The following is a 20,459-nucleotide window of genomic DNA, read 5'->3' on the forward strand; positions in this document are numbered from 1 at the left end:
CAATCCGTATAGCGAAGTTATCCGCGGATCTTCCCGCCGGTCAACACCCCTTCCCTCCGCGCACCACCTCGGGATACGTTCCCCGTCACCCCCACGACTTCCTCCGGGATCCACCCGGAGATCTCGACATGTTCACGCCCAGATTCGACACTGCGATGCGCACGACTCGTCCGGCATCCGCCTCAGAAGGAGCATCCCGTGCCCCATCGCAGTCGAGTCACGCGCCGTCTGGGACTGAAGACCGCACTCGCCGCCGCGGTCGCCCTTCCCGTGTCCAGTACAGCACTCTCCAGGTCGCCCGCCTCGGCGGCGGACCGCCGCGGCCATCTGGAGGTCATGTCCTTCAATCTGCGCTTCGCGAGCACCGCCGAACCCAACAGCTGGGCCGCCCGCCGTCCCGTGATGCGCGAACTGCTGCGCCAGGAGCGGCTCCACGTCATCGGCACCCAGGAAGGCCTCTACCAGCAGGTCCGCGACATCAAGACCGACCTCGGACGGCACTACGACTGGATCGGCACGGGCCGTGCGGGCGGCAGCCGCGAAGAGTTCATGACGGTCTTCTACGACACCCGCAGACTCGCCCCGGTCGAGTACGACCACTTCTGGCTCTCCGACACCCCGAACGTGATCGGCTCGAACACCTGGGGCGGCGGCTCCATACGCATGGTGACCTGGGTGCGCTTCCGTGATCTGGGCGACGCGGAGCGGCAGTTCTACTTCCTCAACACCCACCTGGACAACGCGAGCCAGAACGCACGCGCGCGTGCCGCGACCCTGATCGCCCAACGGATCGCCGGCCTCGACCGTTCCCTGCCGCTCGTGGCGACCGGCGACTTCAACGTCGCCGCCCACAAGAACCCGGTCTACGACACGATGCTGGGCGCCGGACTCGTCGACACCTGGGACACGGCGGCCGAGCGGAGCAAGCTGTACGCGACGTTCCACGGCTACCGGCCCCTGACCCCGGACGGCGACCGCATCGACTGGATCCTCGCCACGCCCGGCGTGACCGCGCACCGGGCGTCGATCAACACCTTCTCCCTTGACGGACAGTTCCCGAGCGACCATCTGCCCGTCCAGGCGTCGCTGACCCTGGCATGAGGCGAGGCCCCGGTGACCGTCACGGTCACCGGGGCCTCGTGCCTGCGAGATACCCACGAGGTACCTGCGAACGAGGTGCCTGCGAAGTCGCTCAGCCCTTGCGGGTCTTGATCTCCTCGGTGAGCTGCGGGACGACCTCGAAGAGGTCGCCGACCACGCCGTAGTCGACGAGGTCGAAGATCGGGGCCTCGGCGTCCTTGTTGATCGCGACGATCGTCTTCGAGGTCTGCATGCCGGCCCGGTGCTGGATCGCGCCGGAGATGCCGGAGGCGATGTACAGCTGCGGGGAGACGGACTTGCCGGTCTGGCCGACCTGGTTGGTGTGCGGGTACCAGCCGGCGTCCACCGCGGCACGCGAGGCGCCGACGGCCGCGCCGAGGGAGTCGGCGAGCGCCTCGATGATCGAGAAGTTCTCGGCGCCGTTGACGCCGCGGCCGCCGGAGACCACGATCGCGGCCTCGGTCAGCTCCGGGCGGCCGGTCGACTCGCGCGGGGTGCGGCCGGTGACCTTGGTGCCGGTCGCCTTGTCCGAGAACGTGACGGACAGCGCCTCGACCGTACCGGCGGCCGGGGCGGCCTCCACGGCCGCGCTGTTGGGCTTGACCGTGATGACCGGGGTGCCCTTGGAGATACGGGACTTGGTGGTGAAGGAGGCGGCGAACGCGGACTGCGTGGCCACCGGACCCTCGTCGCCGGCCTCCAGGTCGACGGCGTCGGTGATGATGCCCGAGCCGATCCGGACCGCGAGGCGGGCGGCGATCTCCTTGCCCTCCGCGGAGGAGGGGACAAGGACGGCGGCCGGGGAGACGGCCTCGTACGCGGCCTGCAGCGCGTCGACCTTCGGCACGACCAGGTAGTCGGCGTACTCGGCGGCCTCGTGCGTGAGGACCCGGGCCGCGCCGTGCTCGGCGAGCGCGGCGGCGGTGTTCTCGGCGCCGGAGCCGAGGGCGACGGCGACGGGCTCGCCGATGCGGCGGGCCAGCGTCAGCAGCTCCAGGGTGGGCTTGCGGACGGCACCGTCCACGTGATCGACGTAGACGAGAACTTCAGCCATGGGATTGCTCTCCTGCGGATTGCGAAGTCTGAGGGGCGGTAAAGGGGGGTGGGCCTAGATGAACTTCTGGCCCGCGAGGAACTCAGCGAGCTGCTTGCCGCCCTCGCCCTCGTCCTTGACGATCGTGCCGGCGGTGCGCGCCGGGCGCTCGGTCGCGGAGTCGACCTTGGTCCAGGCACCCTCGAGACCGACCTCGTCCGCCTCGATCTCCAGGTCCTCCAGGTCCCAGGACTGAACCGGCTTCTTCTTGGCGGCCATGATGCCCTTGAAGGACGGGTAACGGGCCTCGCCCGACTGGTCGGTGACCGACACGACCGCCGGCAGCGAGGCCTCCAGCTGCTCGGAGGCGGAGTCGCCGTCGCGGCGGCCCTTGACGACGCCGTCCTCGACGGAGACCTCGGACAGCAGCGTGACCTGCGGGACGCCCAAGCGCTCCGCGAGCAGGGCGGGGACCACACCCATGGTGCCGTCGGTGGACGCCATGCCGGAGATCACCAGGTCGTAGCCGGCCTTCTCGATGGCTTTGGCCAGCACCAGCGACGTACCGATGGCGTCGGTACCGTGCAGGTCGTCGTCCTCGACGTGGATGGCCTTGTCGGCGCCCATGGACAGGGCCTTGCGCAGCGCGTCCTTGGCATCCTCGGGGCCGACGGTCAGCACGGTGATCTCCGCGTCGTCCGCCTCGTCGGCGATCTGCAGGGCCTGCTCGACCGCGTACTCGTCGAGCTCCGACAGCAGGCCGTCCACGTCGTCACGGTCGACGGTCAGGTCATCGGCGAAGTGCCGGTCGCCAGTGGCGTCGGGCACGTACTTCACAGTGACAACGATCCTCAAGCTCACGCCGGCTCTCCTACTGCATCGTCTTTTCTGGGCTGCCTGCTTACGGGCAGCATAGGCGCCTGAAGCGGCCGTTCCCGGTGGGGGCGACCCGCGCTCCGAGCGAGATATTACTCGCCAGTACGCACATCTACGCTCCCGCAGGTCGTTCCCTCTAAGCAAGCGCTTTGAACTGTGACCTTTGCAACGCAGCGTAATCGGAACTCGACGCTCCCGCAGGCGAGGTGGGCCGTACGGACCGAAGGATCATTCCCGCAGCCGGTTGAAGCGCCCCTGGTGGTACAGGAGTGGACGGCCGGCACCGGCGGGGTCTCCGAGGACCACCTCGGCCAGCACGACCCGGTGGTCCCCGGCGGGCACGCGGGCGACGACCCGGCAGACGAGCCAGGCGAGGACGTCCTCGAGCACGGGGACGCCTTCGGGGCCCTCCCGCCAACGCGTGGGCGCGCCGAAGCGGTCGGCACCGCTGCGGGCGAAGGTGGCGGCCAGCTCCTGCTGGTGCTCCCCGAGTATGTGGACGCCGACGTGGTCGGTCTCGGCGATCGCCGGCCAGCTTGAGGCGCCGGTGCCGATGCCGAAGGAGACCAGCGGGGGCTCGGCGGAGACCGAGGTGAGCGAGGTGGCGGTGAAGCCCACCGGGCCTTCGACATCCTGGGCGGTGATCACGGCGACTCCGGCCGCGTGCCGGCGGAAGACCGAGCGGAGCAGGTCGGGGGAGGCGAGTCGAGGGGTGCTGAGATCGGGCGTGGCCGTCACGGAGTTGTCCTTCGGCGAGAGGCGGCGTGCGGGTCCTGGGCTGCTCAACAGCCGGGACAGCGCGCGCTCGCGCAGCGGGCCAGATCTACATGGACGCGCTCGAAGAGAAGGAGTTCCGGGGGCACACCGCCAGGCTGACGATAGGTGGTGCGCGCAGTCAAGCGCGTACCGGCATATGGGAGATGCGTCATCGGCGGCCTCCGGCCTCGCAGTCAGGGGGTTGCGACCGCCTCGCCGAGCGCGGCGATCACGTCGGCCTTGCGCGGCTGCCCGGTGGCGCGCCGCACGACGCGTCCGTCGGCGTCGAGGACGAGCACGGTCGGCGTCTTGAGGATGTCGAGTTCGCGTACGAGACCCAGGTGATCCTCGGCGTCGATCTCGACATGGGTCACGCCCGGGACCAGCTCGGCGACCTCGCTCAGGATCCTACGGGTCGCCCTGCAGGGTGCGCAGAAGGCGCTGGAGAACTGCACGAGCGTGGCCCGTTCGCCGAGGTCCTCGCCCAACTCGGCCGCGCCCAGCCGCTTTCCGCCGTCCCGCCCGCGCACTCTGACTCTCCCGCTCCGCCGCCGCTGCAGCAGTCCATAGGCGCTCGCCGCCACGAGCACCACCACGCACACCACAAGTCCGGTCATCTTCGGCTTCAGCATTCACGCGACTGCAAAGATTCCCGTGACCATGGAACGTTCCGCATGCGGAATGCTTGCTTCATGGACATCGATGCGAGAGGGCCGCGTTTCGGAGCGGCCGTGACGACCGTCGTACTGGCGGTCGTGCTGATCACCGGCAGCGCATGGCTGCTGGCCTGGCAGACGCTGGCGTTCGCGCTGGGGGCGGCGGGGGGCGTGGGGCGCTCGCCGTACGGCTGGCTGTTCCGCAAGGCCGTGCGTCCCCGGATCGGGCCGCCGACGGAGTTCGAGGCGCCCGAGCCGCCGCGGTTCGCGCAGGCGGTCGGGCTGGCGTTCGCGCTGTTGGGCCTGGTCGGTTACGCGGTGGGCCCGGAGTGGCTGGGGCTCGCGGCGACCGGGGCGGCGCTCGCGGCGGCGTTTCTCAACTCGGCGTTCGGGTACTGCCTCGGGTGCGAGATGTACCTGCTGGTTCGGCGGATGGCGGTACGCGCGAAGTAAAGACGGCTTAAAACTCCGAGGTGGATCAAGGGGTGACGTGACGAGGATCTCGCCCTTGCCGGGCACCAGGACTGGTCACTCGTCCGTTCTTGGGGCACGATCTGCGCAATGCCGTAAACCTACGGCTGCGTAACTTCCCGCCGGGAGCCCCTTCCCAGGCAGAGCAGAGAGAAGGGTCCAACCCGTCCATGGCTGAGCTTGCCTACCGTCCCGCCATCGGTCTCGCCCGCACCTTGTTCAAGGCCTGGGACCTGAAGATCGACTGCAAGGGATCGGAGAACATCCCGCGCTCGGGCGGTGCGGTGCTGGTGAGCAATCACATCAGCTATCTCGACTTCATCTTCGACGGTCTCGCCGCCCTGCCGCAGAAGCGTCTGGTCCGCTTCATGGCGAAGGAGTCGGTGTTCCGGCACAAGGTCTCCGGGCCGCTGATGCGCAACATGAAGCACATCCCGGTGGACCGCACGCAGGGCGAGACGGCGTACGCGCACGCGCTGGAGTCGCTGCGTTCCGGTGAGATCGTCGGGGTCTTCCCCGAGGCCACCATCTCGCAGTCGTTCACGCTGAAGAGCTTCAAGTCGGGTGCCGCGCGCATGGCCCAGGAGGCCGGCGTCCCGCTGATCCCGATGGCCGTGTGGGGCACGCAGCGGCTGTGGACGAAGGGCCACCCGCGCAACTTCAAGCGCAGCCACACCCCGATCACCATCCGCGTCGGCGAGGCGATCGAGGCCTCGCGCGACAAGTACGCGGGCGCGATCACACGGCAGCTGCGCGAGCGCGTCCAGGAGCTGCTGGAAGCCGCGCAGCGCGCCTATCCCGTACGCCCGAAGGGGCCGAACGACACCTGGTGGATGCCGGCGCACCTCGGCGGCACCGCTCCGACCCCCGAAGAGGTCAAGGCAGCCGAGGCGCGCTAGGCGCTCCGCGGGACGCGCGGGGTGGTCGTCTGCGGGTTCGTCGTGGCTGGTCGCGCCCACGCGGCGGAGCCGCATGATGTCACAGCCCCGCGCCCCTAGGGGGCGAAGTGCCGTCCATGCCGGGCCCATTGACGAGTCCGCCTTCCCTGCCTTGCCTCAGAGTGCGGCGGGGAGGGTCTTCCACAGGTGCGGTCGGTCGGGGGCGGCCCTGAGGGCGGTCAGGACGGCCGGGTGTGGTTCGGCGTACAGCGCCGGGTAGTCCAGCTCATTGGACTCGGGGTCGGGCGTGAAGGCCAGCTGCTCACCGTCCAGGGAGAACTGGGCGTTCACGCCGGGCTTGTTGCCGCGGGGATCCTGCCGGTGCCAGGCGCCGTTGAATCGCACGGCGACCAGACCGTGTACGACATGCCCGCTTCCGTCGTCCTGCAGGAGCGACTGGTAGCAGAACGCGGTGGGGATGTCCTCGGCCCGCAGCAGGGCGGCCAGGGCGTGGGCCTTGGCGTAGCAGATGCCGGTGCCCTGCTCCAGGACGTCGGAGGCACGCCAGGTGACGCGCGGGTCGCCGGAGTCCTGCGAGTGCGGGATGGTGTCACGCACGAAATCGAACGCGGCGCGCGCATAGGCATACGAGTCGTCCGCGCCCCGAGCGAGGCGCGCGACCGTCTCCCGCACGAGCGGATGATGGTGGTCGACGACCTCGTCGGCGGCCAAGTAGGCGGACAGGTCGGGGGTGTTCTGGATCAGCTCCATGCCCGCAGAGCATAGGAATACGATCACCCGAGAGTCAATGACTTTTCAGGTGACCGTATATCTATGCGCTATGCGGAGCGCTATGGGTTACTGGCGGGCCATCTCCTCCTTCAGCGCCGCCACGAACCCGTCGACGTCGTCCTCGGTGGTGTCGAAGGAGCACATCCAGCGGACGTCGCCCGCGGCCTCGTCCCAGAAGTAGAAGCGGTAGCGCTTCTGCAGGCGTTCGCTCACGTCGTGGGGCAGCCGGGCGAAGACCGCGTTGGCCTGCACCGCGTGGAGGATCTCGACGCCGTGCACCGCACGGACGCCCTCGGCGAGGCGCTGGGCCATCTCATTGGAGTGCCGGGCGTTGCGCAGCCACAGGTCCTTGGCGAGCAACGCCTCCAACTGCACGGAGACGAAGCGCATCTTGGAGGCGAGTTGCATCGACATCTTGCGCAGATGCTTCATGTGGCTGACGGCGTCCTGGTTGAGGACGACGACGGCCTCGCCGAACAGCGCGCCGTTCTTGGTGCCGCCGAAGGACAGGACGTCCACGCCGACCGCGTTGGTGAACGTCCGCATCGGGACGTTCAGGGAGGCGGCCGCGTTGGCTATCCGGGCGCCGTCGAGGTGCACCTTCATGCCGTGCGCGTGGGCGTGCTCGCAGATCGCGCGGACCTCGTCGGGTGTGTAGACGGTGCCCAGTTCGGTGTTCTGGGTGATCGACACGACCTGCGGCATCGCACGGTGCTCGTCCTCCCAGCCCCACGCCTGCCGGTCGATCAGCTCGGGGGTGAGCTTCCCGTCGGGCGTGGACACCGTGAGCAGCTTGAGGCCGCCCATGCGCTCGGGGGCGCCGCCCTCGTCGACGTTGATGTGCGCGCTCTCCGCGCAGATCACCGCGCCCCAGCGGTCCGTGAGCGCCTGGAGGGCCACGACGTTGGCGCCCGTTCCGTTGAAGACGGGGAACGCCTCCGCACTCGCGCCGAAGTGGCTGCGGATCACCTGCTGGAGGTGGTCGGTGTAGTCGTCCTCGCCGTACGCGATCTGGTGCCCGCCGTTGGCCAGGGCCAGGGCGGCGAGCACCTCGGGGTGAGCCCCCGCGTAGTTGTCGCTGGCGAAGCCGCGGACCTCCGGGTCGTGGCGCTGCCGCGCGTCGGTCTTCGGCGGGTTCACGGCTTCTCGGTCAGCCACAGACGCTTTCCGTTCACTTCGGAGGCGGGCCGCTCCCAGACGCCGGTGATGGCCTCGGCCAGCTCCTTGACGTCCGTGAAGCCCGCGAACTTCGCGTTGGGCCGCTCGGCGCGCATCGCCTCGTGCACCAACGCCTTCACGACCAGGATGGCGGCCGCTGACGTCGGCCCGTCCCCTCCCGCGGCGATCCCGGCTTTGCGGAAGAAGTCCGCCATGGCCAGCGTCCATGCCTCGGCCGCGGCCTTGGCGGCGGCGTAGGCGGCGTTGCCCGCGGTGGGCTTACTGGCGCCCGCGGCACTGATGAGCACGTACCTGCCCCGGTCGCTGCGCTGCAGCCCCTCGTGGAAGGCGAGGGAGGTGTGCTGCACGGTGCGGATGAGCAGCAGCTCGAGGAGGTCCCAGTCGTCCAGGACCGTCTTGGTGAAGGTCTCGCTGCCGCGCCAGCCGCCGACGAGGTGGACCAGGCCGTCGACGCGTCCGAAGTCCTTCTCGATGCGGGTGGCCCAGTCCCGGGTCGACTGCAGGTCGAGCAGGTCGACCGTGTCGCCGACGACGGTGGCGCCGCCGTGCGCGTAGCGGGCCGCGTCCACGGCCTCGGCCAGTCGCTCCGGATCGTTGTCGGAGCCGACGACGACGGCCCCCGCCTCGGCGAGCCGCAGCAGCGCCGCCCGGCCCGCGGGGCCGCCCGCGCCGGCCACCGCGATCACCGCGCCGCTCAGTGCCCCGTTCCCGTTCCCCATGGTCTTCGCCTCCTGAGCAGCAGCGTTCGCTGTATCGATGGTGCGGGGGCTCACGCAGCCACCCGCTCGGCGCTCGCAGCGGTGATGCCCTTGGTGGAGGCGATCACGTTCTTCAGCTTCTTGGAGAGCGCCTCATAGAACATGCTCAGGGGAAACTCGTCAGGAAGCACGTCGTCTACGAGCTTTCGCGGCGGCAGAGTCAGATCGAGGGCGTCCGGGCCCTTGGCCCAGCGGGAGCCCGGGTGCGGGGCGAGGTACTGGGACACCAGCTCGTACGCGGCGAACCAGTGGACCAGCTTCGGACGGTCGATGCCGTCGCGGTACAGCTGCTCGATCTCGGCGCACAGCTGGTTGGTGACCTGCGGGGCGCGCTGCCAGTCGATGGACAGCTTGTTGTCGGTCCAGCGGACGACGTCGTGCTTGTGCAGATAGGCGAAGAGCAGCTGGCCGCCGAGCCCGTCGTAGTTGCGGACGCGGTCGCCGGTGACGGGGAAGCGGAACATCCGGTCGAACAGCACCGCGTACTGCACGTCGCGGCCCTGCGGGAAGCCGTCGGCCTCCAGCTTCACGGCCTCCTTGAAGGCGGTGAGGTCGCAGCGCAGCTCCTCCAGGCCGTACATCCAGAACGGCTGGCGCTGCTTGATCATGAACGGGTCGAAGGGCAGGTCGCCGTGGCTGTGGGTGCGGTCGTGGACCATGTCCCACAGGACGAAGGCCTGCTCGCAGCGCGCCTGGTCGCCGACCATCTCGCGGATGTCGTCGGGCAGTTCGAGCCCGAGCGTGCCGACGGCGGCCTCGGTGACCTTGCGGAAGCGGGCGGCCTCGCGGTCGCAGAAGATGCCGCCCCAGCTGAACCGCTCGGGGGCTTCGCGCACGGCGATGGTCTCCGGGAAGAGGACGGCCGAGTTGGTGTCGTAGCCGGCCGTGAAGTCCTCGAATTTGATGCCGCAGAACAGCGGGTTGTCGTAGCGGGTGCGCTCCAGCTCGGCCAGCCAGTCGGGCCAGACCATGCGCAGCACGACGGCTTCGAAGTTCCGGTCCGGGTTGCCGTTCTGCGTGTACATCGGGAAGACGACCAGGTGCTGGAGCCCGTCCTCGCGGTGTGCCGCGGGCTGGAAGGCCAGCAGCGAGTCGAGGAAGTCGGGCACCTTGAAGCCGCCGTCGGCCCAGCCGCGCAGGTCCTTGACGAGCGCCTGGTGGTAGGCGGCGTCGTGCGAAAGGAGCGGGGAGAGCTCCTCGACGGCGTCCACGACACGGCGTACGGCGCGTTCGGCGTCGGCCGGATCCGGGGCGTTCTCGGCGTCGAAGTCGATCGACCCGTCCTTGGACTGCCATGGCCGGATCTGTTCCACGGCGTTCTTCAGCACAGGCCAGGCCGGGTGCTCCACCACCTTGACCCGGGGAGGAACCTGCCCCTCCGCACCTACCTGCACAAGAATTTCCGTCATGACCCATCCTCCACGGGAGAACCTCGCGTATGGACACCGTATGCGTGCAGGGTTCTCCGCCACAAGTAGAGGTCCGGGAGATTGTCCTGCCTCACCCCTACCCTCACCGCCTTTTTTCCTGTCGGATGCCGTGACGGCGATTACTTCCGCCGTCTGCTGGGTAGCGGCAGAGATCAGGTCAACGCGTTCGGGACTCGCCCACCCAGGGGTGAGGCGCAAGAGCCGCGGCACGGCCGTTCGCACGGCTGGAAGGCCTCATTCCCCACTGTCGGAGCGGGTCCAACGCCGGGCCGGGCGATTAGGCTGCGGGCTTGCCGCGTGGGCACGGGACCGCAGCGCGGCAGCCGAGCCGCCGTCGACGGAAGCGGAGTCAGTCTTGAACTTCCTCACCATCGGTCACCGCGGAATCATGGGTGTCGAACCCGAGAACACCCTCCGTTCCTTCATCGCCGCCCAGCAGGCGGGCCTCGACCTGATCGAACTCGATCTGCACCTGAGCAAGGACGGCGCGCTCGTCGTCATGCACGACGCCGACGTGGACCGTACGACCGACGGTTCGGGACCGATCGTCGAGAAGACCCTCGCCGAGCTGCGCGTGCTGGACGCGGGCCGCGGTGAGCGCATCCCGGTCTTCGAGGAGGTCCTGGACGCCGTCACGGCCCCGCTGCAGGCCGAGATCAAGGATGTGGCCGCGGCCCGCGCGCTCGCCGAGGTCATGAACCGGCGCGACCTGGCCGGCCGGGTCGAGGTCCTGTCGTTCCACGACGAGGCGATCGCCGAGATCGCGCGGCTCGTGCCCGGCGTGCGCACGGCGCTGGTCGCCAGCCGCTATGGCATCGATGTCGTCGAGCGGGCCACCGCCGTCGGCGCGACGAGTCTCGTACTCAACATCCGGCGGCTCACCCTGGAGATCGTCGAGCACGCGCGCAAGGCGGACCTGCGGATCATCGGCTGGGTCGTGAACACCCAGGACCACCTGCGTCTCGTACGCGCCCTGGAACTGGACGGCGCGACCACCGACTATCCGGAGATCAAGCGCACCGGCCGCTTCACGGCCTGACGGCTGTGCGAGTCCGCGGCGCCACGGTCATGCGAGCGGCTTCACCAGCAGCTCGAACTGCAGGTCGTCGCGCTGCGGGATGCCGAACCGCTCGTCGCCGTACGGGAAGGGGGTCATCCTTCCCGTACGGCGGTAGCCGCGCCGCTCGTACCAGGCGATGAGGTCGTTCCGTACGGAGATCACGGTCATGTGCATCTCCTGCGCGCCCCAGGTCTCGCGGGCGTGGCGCTCCGCCTCGGCGATGATCACCTTGCCGAGGCCGGCGCCCTGGAGCGTGGGGCTGACCGCGAACATGCCGAAGTAGGCGTGGTCGCCGCGGTGTTCGAGTTGGCAGCAGGCGACCACCGTGCCATCGCGCTCGACGGTCAGCAGCCGGCTGTCGGGGGACTTGATGACCGCGCGCACACCCTCCGGGTCGGTCCGCTGGCCCTCGATGATGTCCGCCTCGGTGGTCCAGCCTGTGCGGCTGGAGTCCCCCCGGTAGGCCGACTCGATCAGCGCGACGAGGGCGTCCACATCGGCGTCGGTGGCGTCGCGGAAGGCCAGTCCGGTGGCGGCGGTGTCCATGGAACGGTTCTCCGAATCTCGGGCGCGGCTCGGGCACGGATGAGCGTAACCCCGGCACTAGGGCCTGTCTGACAATTCCCGTCTGCCTCGCGACGCCATGCACGCACTCTCGCCGCACCAGGCGCAGACCCAAGTACGTCCAGTACGAGGCTCTACGCCCGGCACGCCGAGAGCACGCACCTGACGCCGCGCGGCCGCCCTCCGGGCGACGACGGGAATTGTCAGACAGGCCCTAGGCTCGGGGTGCATGGTGCATGTACTGAGCAGCCGGACCTTGCTCCGCCCCACCGATCCCGAGCGCTCCCGCGCCTTCTACGGCGAGAAGCTGGGCCTTCCCGTCTACCGCGAGTTCGGCACGGGCCCCGAGCGCGGCACCGTCTACTTCCTCGGCGGCGGCTTCCTCGAGGTCTCCGGCCGCTCCGAGCAGCCCCCCTCCCGCGCCGTCAAACTGTGGCTGCAGGTCGCGGACGTGACCGCGGCATACGAGGAGCTCGCGGCCGCGGGCGTCGAGGTGCTCCGGCCCCCGGTGAAGGAACCATGGGGGCTGATCGAGATGTGGCTCACGGATCCGGACGGCACGGAGATCGTGGTCGTGGAGGTACCTGCGGACCACCCGCTGCGGTACCGGCCGTGAGCGGCCCACCCCCTGCGGTACCGGCCGTGAGCGATCAACCGGCTCAAACAGCACCGGGCCCAGGCCACCCGATACGACAAGCGCCACTACGTCCACCTCGGCACCGCCACTGCCGCGGCACCGGTGATCCGGCTCCCCTCGTGAGGGTCAGGATCAGCCCTTATCCGTCCTCCGGCAGATGGAAGTACACGGTCCCCGACCGCCAGGGGCCGTGCTCGGTCGTCTCCGACTCGATCACCACGTCCTGGATCTCAACAGGGCCCAACGCCTCAATGGCATCGGCCAGCCGTCGCAAGAGGTCCGGAACACTGTCGCAGCCTGGGCCGGCGGGATTGGCCTGCGAGAAATGGCGCACGGTCCAATGCTTCGGGGTGTCAATCATGGGCAGATCGTAAGACCTGCCGTCAGCTGGTCAGCAGGCCGACCGCTGGGGACAGGCGACTCGGGTCCCGAGGCAGTCGAGACCGTGAACGACCGGACAGGTCCTGGGCATGCGTGCCGGGAGGAGGTTCTCTGGAACGGCGGACGGGCTGCCCCGCTCGGCGGCCCGCGCACACCGGTGAGGTGATCGCCATGCGCCGAACGACCGCCGCGGCCGGCAGCGCCGTGTTCTTCGTGCTCACGCCCGGCACGGTCGCCGGTCTCGTGCCCTGGTGGCTCACCGGCCGGTACACGGACGATCCGTACCCGCTGCCGCTGCGGTGGGCGGGGGTGCTCCTGCTCGCCGCCGGCGGCGCGGTGCTTCTTCACGCGTTCGCCCGCTTCGTCGTGGAGGGCCTCGGTACCCCGGCACCGCTCGCACCCACCGAGCGCCTGGTCGTCGGCGGGCTCTACCGGTACGTCCGCAACCCCATGTACCTGGCCGTGCTGGCCGCCATCGCCGGCCAGGCGCTGCTCCTCGGCCGCCCGGTCCTCTGGGCCTACGGGGCCGGGGTGGCCGTCGCCGTCGTCGCATTCGTCCACTGGTACGAGGAGCCCGCGCTGGCGCGCAGGTACGGCGCTCAGTACGAGGCGTACCGGAGAGCGGTGCGTGCCTGGCTGCCGCATATGACCAAGCGGTTCTGAGGCTGACCCGGCAGTTCTGAGGTGCCGGCCCGAGCCGTGCGCGTCCGCCCGGCGCGCTGCCTCAGGCGGTCATCCGCTCATTCAGGCCGGCACAGGCAGAACGGGTGGCCGGCCGGATCCGCGTACACGCGGAAGCCGCGGCTGCCGCCCGTGTCGTCCAGATCGAGCGGGGTGGCCCCGAGGGCCAGCACCTGGGCCTCGGCCGCGTCGATGTCCGGCACGGTGAAGTCCAGATGCAGCTGCTGGGAGTTGTCGTCGGCGCGCGGCCAGTCCGGCGGACGGTGGCCGGGGGCTCGCTGGAAGGCGATGCGGTGTCCGCCCGGCGCGTAGAGGTCGTACCAGTCGTCGTCGTACTGCTTGATCTCTCCGCCGAGCACGCCCGCGTAGAACTCCGCGAGGGCCGGCGGATCCTGGCAGTCCAGGGCTACGAGGCGGTAGGTGGCGATGGCCATGGTGGTCCGTCCTTTCGTTCTTTCCGCCCACAGGTCCAGCAGGTCCCGCAGGTCCCGCAGGTCTCACAGGTCCTTCAGCGCGGGCAGCAGCTTCTTCTCGGCCCAGTCCAGGAAGGGGAGTTGGTGATCGCCGCCGACCTGGACCAGGGCGATCTCGGTGAAGCCCGCGGTGGCGAAGGGGCGTACGGCCTCGACGAAGGTGTCGACGTCGTCGCCGCACGGGATCATCTCCGCGACGTCCTCCGGGCGGGTGTGCCGGGTGGCCGTGTCGAAGTTCGCCGGTCCCGGCAGTTCGGCGTTGACGGGCCAGCCGCCGAGCGACCAGCGGAACTGCTCGTGCGCCCGGCCGACCGCCGCGTCCTTGTCCGGGTCGTAGCAGACGGGCAGTTGGCCCACCTTGGGCTTGCCGCTGCCGCCGTGCCGGTCGAAGGAATCCACCAGTTCGGCCTTCGGTTCGGTGGCGATCACCAGGTCGGCCCACCGGCCCGCGAGGGCGCAGGAGCGCTCGCCCGAGACGGCGACGCCGATCCGGGGCGGCTCGTCCGGGAGGTCGAAGAGCCGGGCGTTCTCCACGTCGAAGTGAGGGCCGTGGTGGTTGACGTTCTCACCGCCGAACAGCGCGCGGATGATCTCGACGGCCTCTTCCAGCATGTCGAGCCGGATGTGCGCGGCGGGCCAACCGCCGCCCACCACATGCTCGTTGAGGTTCTCGCCGGAACCGAGCCCGAGCCGGAAGCGGCCCTCGGCGAGCAGTTGCGTCGTGGCGGCCTTCTGGGCGACGACCGCCGGATGGTAGCGGGTCGTCGGGCAGGTCACGTAGGTCATGAGGGGGATCGTGGAGGTGGCCTGCGCCGCAGCGCCCAGGACGCTCCACGCGTACGGGGCGTGCCCCTGCTCCTCCAGCCAGGGGAAGTAATGGTCGGACGTGACGGAGAAGTCGAATCCGGCCTGCTCCGCGGCCACGACATGCTGTACGAGGTCACGGGGGCCGGCCTGCTCGGTCATCATCGTGTATCCGATTTGCACCATAGTGTTCCCAGTAGCCGGTCAGGGGTACCCGAAACGTGCCCTTCGCGGGGCGGCGCCCCGAGTACCCGCCCCGCGAAGGGCCCAGTTCCATGGGCCGAGTGGAAGAAGGGACCTCATGCCCAGGCCGCAGATCAAGGACGAGAAGACCTACCGCTCGCTGCGCCGCGAGGGCACGGGCAAGGAGAAGGCGGCACGGATCGCCAACAGCCCGTCGTCCGCCTCGCGCAAGGGCGGCAAGCGCGGCACGTACGAGGACCGGTCGAAGCAGGATCTGTACGAGCAGGCCAAGCAGGTCGGTATCGAGGGCCGCTCGTCGATGTCGAAGGACGAGCTGATCAAGGCGCTGCGGAATCGGTGACTGCGGGGTCGTTCGGCCGTCGGCATCGGCCGTCGGCATCGGCTGCGGCCCGGTCGCCGACTCCGGCTCCGGCTCCGGCTCCGGACAGCCGTCGGCGAAGGGGTGTCGGCGGTCCGGTGCCGGGTACCGGCGCCGGGCGCCCCACGCGACTCGCGCGTCGTGTCCCGACGGAGGTTTTCATGGCTCTGCCCGGCAAGTCCCTGACCAGGTCCTGGCGGCACTGGCGGCGGGGAAGCGATCTGTCGGTCCCCTTGGCGTCCACGGACGTCGAGGACACGAACCGGCGGTTCCTGCTGTACGGGGTGCTGCCGCTCTGGGTCGTCCCCGCGGTCGCCGACTGGTGGATGCACCGGCGCACCCGCATCGAGCACACCACCGGCACCAAGGAATCCGCCGTGCACGCGCTCATGATGACCGAGGCCGGAATCCCCGTCGCCATGGGCCTGCTGGCCCGGATCAACCCCCTGGTGCTGTCCGTCATGGGCGGAGCCGCGGCGGCCCACAGCGCGACGGCCCTGTACGACGTGACGCTGGCGACCCACAAGCGTGAGGTCCGCCCGATCGAGCAGCACATCCACAGCTTCCTGGAGGTCCTGCCGCTGGCGGGGATCGCCTTCACGGGCTGTCTGCACGCGGACGAGGTGCGCGCCACCCTGCGCGGCGGGCGCGGCCCCGACGACTGGAAGCTGCTGCCCAAGAACAGGCCGCTGTCCGCCGCGTACCTGGCGGGCCTGGGTGCGGTGATCGGCGCCGGAGTGGTCCTGCCCTATGCCGAGGAGTTGAGGCGCTGCATCCGGGCAGAACGCTCTTCATGACACCGCGACTCTCCGTGACAGCGCGCAGCTCGGCCCCCGTGAACCTGCCCGCCCTTCGGCTGATCCCCCTCGGCGGTACGGGCCCCGAGGACGTCGTCGTCGACCATGAGGGCCGCGTGGTCACGGGGGTGGACGACGGCCGTGTTCTGCGCGTCGACCCACGTGGTCCCGCCCGTGTGGAGCAGATCGCCCGGACCGGCGGGCGGCCGCTGGGGCTCGAAGTCCTGCCGGACGGGCGGCTGTTGGTGTGCGACGCGGAGCGCGGGCTGCTGCGCGTCACGCCCGGGGCCGACTCCGAGGGCAAGGTCGAGGTCCTCGTCGACCGTGTGGCGGGCGCGCCGCTGCGGTTCTGCAGCAACGCGGCCGCGGCGGCGGACGGCAGTGTGTACTTCACCGTCTCCAGCAGGCGTTACGGGCTTCAGGACTGGCTCGGCGATCTGATGGAGCAGACGGCCACGGGCCGGCTGCTGCGGCTGCCGCCCGGCGGTGGCGAGCCCGAAGTCCTGCTGGACGGCCTGGACTTCGCGAACGGAGTCGTGCTGGCCGAGGACGAGTCCTGGGTCGCCGTGGCGGAGTCCGGCGCGTACCGGCTCACCCGGCTGTGGCTGTCCGGGCCGCGGGCCGGCCACCACGACACCCTGGTCGAGAATCTGCCCGGTTTCCCGGACAACCTCTCCCGCGGCGCGGACGGCACGGTGTGGGTCGCCCTGGCGGGCCCGCGCCAGGCGCCGCTGGACTGGCTCCACCGCGTGCCCGTCGGCGTACGACGTGCGGTGTGGCGAGCGACCCGCCCGCTGCCGATCCGCCCGCTCCCGGTCGCCCGCGTACTGGGCATCGGTCCCAACGGCCGCGTACGCCACGACCTCCGGCGCCGCAGGGCGGGCTACCGGATGGTGACCAGCGTGTACGAGCACGAGGGCACCCTGGTCCTCGGCAGCCTGCTGGAGAAGGGGATCGCCGTGTGCGAGTTGCCGGGACCGGTGTGACAGGGGTGCCACGGCTTTCCTGCAGCCTCCGTCGGCCTTCGCCGGCGCGACATCGACCGGCGGTGGACCCTGTCGCCGGACGCGTCAGGTCGGCCGACCGCGCGTCCAGCGGTCACGCGTGGCCCGTCAGTCGACCGGATGGCCGGCGACGATGTCGCGCACGTCGCTCAGGCGCAGCAGGTTCTCCCCCGCGCGGTCGCCCGCCTCGCCCGCGACGGGGCTGAGCAGGAAGCCCACGTGGTCGCCCGCGTCCGTGCGGCCCTCCACCTGGCCCACGAACCAGGCGGGCACCCCGTCCAGCACGGGCACGCCGCCGGGGCCCGCCGTCCAGGCCGCGCGGTCGAACTTGTCGACGTGGTGCCCGGTCTCGTCGACGCTGTCGCCGGTCTCGCCGCCGAACAGCTCGGCGAGCGCGTGCTGGTCGCGCCCCAGCAGATGCACCGCGAGCCGTTCGGCACAGCACGCCACCCGGAAGGTCCTGTTGGCCTTCGACAGCCACACGACGAACCGGGCCGGCCGAATCGAGCACTGCGACGCGAACCCCACCAGACACCCGGCACGCTCCCCGTCGGCCGCCGCGGTCACCACGGACACGGGGTGGTCGAGCCGGTCGACGAACGACTTCATGGCGGTCACGGCCGCGCCCCCTCACCTCGACGGACTTCGACGGACACCAGGACGGTGTCACTCGATGAGTCGAGTTCCAACCTGCCGTGGAGTGGAACCACGAAGAGCATGAGCGAGACCCGGACCGCACTCATCGTCATCGACATGATCAACACCTACGACCACGCGGACGCCGAACTGCTGCTCCCGTCGGTCCGCGACGCGCTGCCCGCGGTCGTACGCCTCCTCGAGCGCGCCCGGGAGCAGGACGTCCCGGTGATCTACGTCAACGACAACTTCGGAGAGTGGCGCTCCCACCACGGGGAGATCATGGAGACGGCGCTGGCGGGACCGTACGCCGACCTGGTCGAGCCGATCCGCCCCGACGACAAGTCGCTCTTCGTCGTGAAGGCCCGGCACTCGATCTTCTTCGAGACCCCGCTGAGCTATCTGCTGAGGCAACTGGACATCGGCCATGTCGTGATCTGCGGCCAGGTCACCGAGCAGTGTGTGCTCTACTCCGCGCTGGACGCCCATATCCGGCATCTGAGCGTGACCGTCCCGGAGGACGCCGTCGCCCATATCCATCCCGACCTGGCCGAGGCGGCACTGCGGATGATGGAGCGGAATATGGGGGCGGACATCCGGACGGCCGAGACGGCGCGCTTCTGAACGACCTGTCGTCGGGCCTGGTTCCCGCAGTGCCCGGACACACCTCCCCGCAGTGCCCGGACGCCCGGAGACACCTCCCCACAGCGCCCGGACGCCCGGACACACCTCAGAACCCGGTCGCCCGCCCCGGGTTCTCAGATGCGCCCGGTCACCGCGTCAGTGATGGCCGAGCCCGCCGCTGCCGAATCCTCCGCTGCTGTTCGTGTTCCAGACCGGCCGGCTCTGCTTCTTCGCCCGGCGGGTGGGCACGGCATGCAGCTCGTACGGGGTGAGTACCTGGCCGTCGTGCGGCATCTCCTCGGGTTCGCGCGCCTCGCGGATCTCGTGGACGGCGCCGCCGTCGGGCAGGTGGGGCTGTTCCTCCGGGCGCGGCGGCCCGGGCTCCTGGGCACGCACTCGCATGCCCCACCACACTGCGGCGACCAGCATCGCCGCGATTACCACTCCCACCACGAAGGGTGCCGTACCGGCCACGACTTCGTTGGAGACGGCAACATCCCAGCCGAAGGTGTCCATAACCTCAGAGTACCCGCGGGGGACGGCTTAAGCAGTGCTCGCGCGGGCCCCGGTACGAGCGGCTCCGTTACGGCGTGATCGTGCCCTGACCAGGGCTGGGCGCCGCCCGGCTGATGTCGGCGAGCGCCGAGTCCGGGTCCCGGTTCTCCGCGAGGTCGCCGAGGCCTCCTCGCCGGGGCCGACACACACCGGGTCCGGCGTACAGACCGAGCCCACGTCGATGACGCGCGCGTCGTCGCCGTCCGCCATCACACGCAACGCGATGTCACGGTCGGTGACCACGCCTTTCAGCGTGTTGAGGACCGCCCCGGATGCCGCCGCCCGCAGTACCCGGGAGCGGGCCCGCACAATCTTCACCACGGCAGCGCGGCGGGGGCGCGCGGGAGGACACCGGAGGCCACGCGTGCGGGCCCGCGCGGGCCGCCGCATGCCGGGGGCCGGCCCGGGTACTGGGAGGGGATGCGAATGGGTGTACTTGATGTCGGCTCGAACACGGTACGACTGGTCATCGCGGAGACGGACGGAGCGGTTCCACTCCCTGTGCACACCGCCAAGCGTCGGCTGAGACTCTCCGACCACGTCGAGCGGGGCGGTCACCTGCCTGCGGAGCAGGTGGACCGGCTGGTGGAGGCCGTCACGGCCGCCCGGGACGAGGGCAGGCGCTGGGGGGTGACCAGGCCCTTCGCCTTCGCCACGGCGATCGTGCGGGACGCCCCGAACCGCCCCGAGATCCTCGGGCAGGTCGGGGCGGAGACCGGGGTGCAACTGCACGTGCTGCCCGGTGAGGTGGAGGCGGAGCTGACGTTCCTGGCCGCGCGGCGGTGGATGGGCTGGCGCGCGGGGCCGCTGGCCATGCTGGACATCGGGGGCGGCTCGCTGGAGGTGGCCTTCGGCCGGAGCAAGCTGCCCGACTTCGCGATCTCACTGCCGCTGGGGGCCAACCGGCTGACCCGCGAGTTCTTCCGCGGCCAGGATCCGCCGTCGCCCCGCAGGACCAAGGTTCTGCGCCGGCACGTACGCCACCAGTTGCGCGATGTCGCGGCCCGTATCCGCTGGGAGGCGCCCCGTACGACGGTGGCCACCTCGCGTACGTTCCAGCAGCTGGGCCGGTTGTGCGGCGCGGCTCCCGGCCGGTCGGGGCCCTTCACCCCGCGCGCCATGGCCCGTGCCGACCTCCGGGCGGCCGTCGAGCGGCTGGCGGGGTTACCGGCCGCCGAACGTGCCCTCCTGCCGGGCATCTCCGTCGCGCGCTCCGGTCAGTCCCTGGCCGGGGCGATCGTCGCTCACACCACGATGAAGTTGATGGGCATCGACGCGGTGACCATCTGCCCCTGGGCGCTGCGCGAGGGGGTTCTGCTGCGCTGTATCGAGGACGGCAACGCCGACTGGTGGGACGGTACGGCGCCCTCCCTCCGCGATCAGGTGGCGGCACCGCCGCGGGTGCTCCGTCCCGTCGGCGGGGAGGAGACGGCGACCACGACGGTCTCGGCGACGGCGTCCGCCACCACGTCCGCCGCTCAGTTCCCCGGCGAATTGGGGTAGTTCACCGAGGTACGGGATGCCGGCGGGGGCGGGCCCTGCCGGCATCCGGTGCGCTGCGCTCGGTCGCCGCAGGATCGGTTTCGTCGCGGGCCCGCCCCGGCTGCTCTGCCTCTCAGGCCCGCCTCGACGGCTACCGCGCGGCTCTGGACCGTGCCGGGATCGCCGTATAGACGAGTCGCTGATCGAGCCCGGCGACTTCTATCAGGAGTCCGGCTTCACCGGCTGAGTTGGCCACCGAACTGGTCGTC

General features: G+C 70.3%; 25 protein-coding genes and 1 pseudogene. 12 read left to right on the forward strand and 14 right to left on the reverse strand.

Going from position 1 to position 20,459, the window contains the following annotated elements:
• The first annotated feature begins 198 nt into the window (after positions 1–198).
• Positions 199–1,101 carry an endonuclease/exonuclease/phosphatase family protein gene (locus GAS53_RS14380; RefSeq protein WP_151477933.1) on the forward strand — a complete coding sequence of 301 codons (903 nt, stop codon included), beginning with the start codon at positions 199–201 and terminating at the stop codon, positions 1,099–1,101.
• Positions 1,102–1,192: 91 nt separating this feature from the next.
• Here GAS53_RS14380 and GAS53_RS14385 read toward each other — a convergent pair whose 3' ends face one another.
• The 4 genes from GAS53_RS14385 to GAS53_RS14400 form a co-directional block, all read right to left on the reverse strand.
• Complete coding sequence (locus GAS53_RS14385) at positions 1,193–2,155, reverse strand: electron transfer flavoprotein subunit alpha/FixB family protein (protein ID WP_151477934.1); 963 nt, start codon at positions 2,153–2,155, stop codon at positions 1,193–1,195.
• Between the two features lie 54 nt (positions 2,156–2,209).
• On the reverse strand, positions 2,210–2,995 hold the full coding sequence (locus tag GAS53_RS14390; RefSeq protein ID WP_151477935.1) for an electron transfer flavoprotein subunit beta/FixA family protein: 786 nt from the start codon (positions 2,993–2,995) through the stop codon (positions 2,210–2,212).
• Positions 2,996–3,238: 243 nt separating this feature from the next.
• Positions 3,239–3,748 (reverse strand): flavin reductase family protein, encoded by a 510-nt coding sequence (locus GAS53_RS14395; RefSeq protein ID WP_151477936.1) that lies wholly within the window; start codon positions 3,746–3,748, stop codon positions 3,239–3,241.
• A gap of 212 nt (positions 3,749–3,960) precedes the next feature.
• Complete coding sequence (locus tag GAS53_RS14400; protein ID WP_151478025.1) at positions 3,961–4,383, reverse strand: TlpA family protein disulfide reductase; 423 nt, start codon at positions 4,381–4,383, stop codon at positions 3,961–3,963.
• A gap of 75 nt (positions 4,384–4,458) precedes the next feature.
• On the opposite strand from GAS53_RS14400, the gene GAS53_RS14405 reads away from it, so the two are divergent.
• Entirely contained in the window at positions 4,459–4,875 is a 417-nt protein-coding gene (locus GAS53_RS14405; protein WP_151477937.1) for a DUF4395 domain-containing protein, read from the forward strand.
• Positions 4,876–5,063: 188 nt separating this feature from the next.
• On the forward strand, positions 5,064–5,792 hold the full coding sequence (locus GAS53_RS14410; protein ID WP_151477938.1) for a lysophospholipid acyltransferase family protein: 729 nt from the start codon (positions 5,064–5,066) through the stop codon (positions 5,790–5,792).
• A 156-nt stretch (positions 5,793–5,948) separates the two neighbouring features.
• Here the strand turns inward: GAS53_RS14410 and GAS53_RS14415 are convergent, their stop codons facing one another.
• From GAS53_RS14415 to GAS53_RS14430, 4 genes are all read right to left on the reverse strand, one after another.
• Positions 5,949–6,542, reverse strand: a complete 594-nt coding sequence (locus GAS53_RS14415; protein ID WP_192583113.1) for a transglutaminase domain-containing protein — start codon at positions 6,540–6,542, stop codon at positions 5,949–5,951.
• Positions 6,543–6,629: 87 nt separating this feature from the next.
• On the reverse strand, positions 6,630–7,703 hold the full coding sequence (locus tag GAS53_RS14420; RefSeq protein ID WP_151478026.1) for a threonine aldolase family protein: 1,074 nt from the start codon (positions 7,701–7,703) through the stop codon (positions 6,630–6,632).
• Positions 7,700–8,461, reverse strand: a complete 762-nt coding sequence (locus GAS53_RS14425; RefSeq protein ID WP_151477940.1) for an SDR family NAD(P)-dependent oxidoreductase — start codon at positions 8,459–8,461, stop codon at positions 7,700–7,702. Before GAS53_RS14425 ends, GAS53_RS14420 begins: the two co-directional genes overlap by 4 nt.
• A 50-nt stretch (positions 8,462–8,511) precedes the next feature.
• A complete protein-coding gene (locus GAS53_RS14430) occupies positions 8,512–9,909 on the reverse strand; it encodes a DUF6421 family protein (protein ID WP_151477941.1) in 1,398 nt (465 codons plus the stop codon).
• Between the two features lie 376 nt (positions 9,910–10,285).
• On the opposite strand from GAS53_RS14430, the gene GAS53_RS14435 reads away from it, so the two are divergent.
• Positions 10,286–10,969 (forward strand): glycerophosphodiester phosphodiesterase, encoded by a 684-nt coding sequence (locus GAS53_RS14435; protein ID WP_151477942.1) that lies wholly within the window; start codon positions 10,286–10,288, stop codon positions 10,967–10,969.
• A 27-nt stretch (positions 10,970–10,996) separates the two neighbouring features.
• Here GAS53_RS14435 and GAS53_RS14440 read toward each other — a convergent pair whose 3' ends face one another.
• Positions 10,997–11,536: a GNAT family N-acetyltransferase gene (locus GAS53_RS14440; RefSeq protein WP_151477943.1), complete on the reverse strand. Its 540-nt coding sequence runs from the start codon at positions 11,534–11,536 to the stop codon at positions 10,997–10,999.
• A 247-nt stretch (positions 11,537–11,783) separates the two neighbouring features.
• Between GAS53_RS14440 and GAS53_RS14450 the strand changes: the two genes are divergently transcribed.
• Complete coding sequence (locus tag GAS53_RS14450) at positions 11,784–12,170, forward strand: VOC family protein (protein WP_151477944.1); 387 nt, start codon at positions 11,784–11,786, stop codon at positions 12,168–12,170.
• Between the two features lie 160 nt (positions 12,171–12,330).
• On the opposite strand, the gene GAS53_RS14455 is transcribed toward GAS53_RS14450, so the two are convergent.
• Positions 12,331–12,552 (reverse strand): hypothetical protein, encoded by a 222-nt coding sequence (locus GAS53_RS14455; RefSeq protein ID WP_151477945.1) that lies wholly within the window; start codon positions 12,550–12,552, stop codon positions 12,331–12,333.
• A gap of 191 nt (positions 12,553–12,743) precedes the next feature.
• On the opposite strand from GAS53_RS14455, the gene GAS53_RS14460 reads away from it, so the two are divergent.
• A complete protein-coding gene (locus GAS53_RS14460; RefSeq protein ID WP_151477946.1) occupies positions 12,744–13,235 on the forward strand; it encodes a methyltransferase family protein in 492 nt (163 codons plus the stop codon).
• Positions 13,236–13,312: 77 nt separating this feature from the next.
• Here the strand turns inward: GAS53_RS14460 and GAS53_RS14465 are convergent, their stop codons facing one another.
• Positions 13,313–13,687, reverse strand: a complete 375-nt coding sequence (locus GAS53_RS14465) for a VOC family protein (protein ID WP_151477947.1) — start codon at positions 13,685–13,687, stop codon at positions 13,313–13,315.
• A 63-nt stretch (positions 13,688–13,750) separates the two neighbouring features.
• Positions 13,751–14,716 (reverse strand): LLM class F420-dependent oxidoreductase, encoded by a 966-nt coding sequence (locus GAS53_RS14470; protein WP_151477948.1) that lies wholly within the window; start codon positions 14,714–14,716, stop codon positions 13,751–13,753.
• 115 nt (positions 14,717–14,831) lie between these two features.
• Between GAS53_RS14470 and GAS53_RS14475 the strand changes: the two genes are divergently transcribed.
• The 3 genes from GAS53_RS14475 to GAS53_RS14485 all read left to right on the forward strand — a co-directional run bounded on the left by GAS53_RS14475 (position 14,832) and on the right by GAS53_RS14485 (position 16,875).
• Positions 14,832–15,074, forward strand: coding sequence for a DUF7218 family protein (locus GAS53_RS14475; RefSeq protein WP_151477949.1), 243 nt, complete (start codon positions 14,832–14,834; stop codon positions 15,072–15,074).
• Positions 15,075–15,253: 179 nt separating this feature from the next.
• Positions 15,254–15,889, forward strand: coding sequence for a diguanylate cyclase (locus tag GAS53_RS14480; protein WP_192583114.1), 636 nt, complete (start codon positions 15,254–15,256; stop codon positions 15,887–15,889).
• A complete protein-coding gene (locus tag GAS53_RS14485; RefSeq protein WP_151477950.1) occupies positions 15,886–16,875 on the forward strand; it encodes an SMP-30/gluconolactonase/LRE family protein in 990 nt (329 codons plus the stop codon). Before GAS53_RS14480 ends, GAS53_RS14485 begins: the two co-directional genes overlap by 4 nt.
• Before the next feature lie 126 nt (positions 16,876–17,001).
• On the opposite strand, the gene GAS53_RS14490 is transcribed toward GAS53_RS14485, so the two are convergent.
• Positions 17,002–17,511: a flavin reductase family protein gene (locus tag GAS53_RS14490; protein WP_404829221.1), complete on the reverse strand. Its 510-nt coding sequence runs from the start codon at positions 17,509–17,511 to the stop codon at positions 17,002–17,004.
• Positions 17,512–17,610: 99 nt separating this feature from the next.
• Between GAS53_RS14490 and GAS53_RS14495 the strand changes: the two genes are divergently transcribed.
• A complete protein-coding gene (locus tag GAS53_RS14495) occupies positions 17,611–18,153 on the forward strand; it encodes a cysteine hydrolase family protein (RefSeq protein ID WP_151477951.1) in 543 nt (180 codons plus the stop codon).
• A 156-nt stretch (positions 18,154–18,309) separates the two neighbouring features.
• On the opposite strand, the gene GAS53_RS14500 is transcribed toward GAS53_RS14495, so the two are convergent.
• A complete protein-coding gene (locus GAS53_RS14500) occupies positions 18,310–18,669 on the reverse strand; it encodes a DUF6479 family protein (RefSeq protein ID WP_151477952.1) in 360 nt (119 codons plus the stop codon).
• Between the two features lie 459 nt (positions 18,670–19,128).
• Here GAS53_RS14500 and GAS53_RS14510 point away from each other — a divergent pair, with 459 nt between their 5' ends.
• Together GAS53_RS14510 and GAS53_RS56260 are read left to right on the forward strand one after the other, a co-directional pair.
• The gene (locus GAS53_RS14510) at positions 19,129–20,211 is read left to right on the forward strand and encodes a Ppx/GppA phosphatase family protein (protein ID WP_151477953.1); all 1,083 of its coding nucleotides are present in this window, start codon (positions 19,129–19,131) and stop codon (positions 20,209–20,211) included.
• A 55-nt stretch (positions 20,212–20,266) separates the two neighbouring features.
• A pseudogene (locus GAS53_RS56260) lies at positions 20,267–20,428 on the forward strand (LacI family transcriptional regulator); the annotation flags it as partial.
• Positions 20,429–20,459: the final 31 nt, after the last annotated feature.

The sequence above is a fragment of the Streptomyces albicerus genome, assembly GCF_008905045.1.
In the GTDB taxonomy this organism is placed as follows: domain Bacteria; phylum Actinomycetota; class Actinomycetes; order Streptomycetales; family Streptomycetaceae; genus Streptomyces; species Streptomyces albicerus.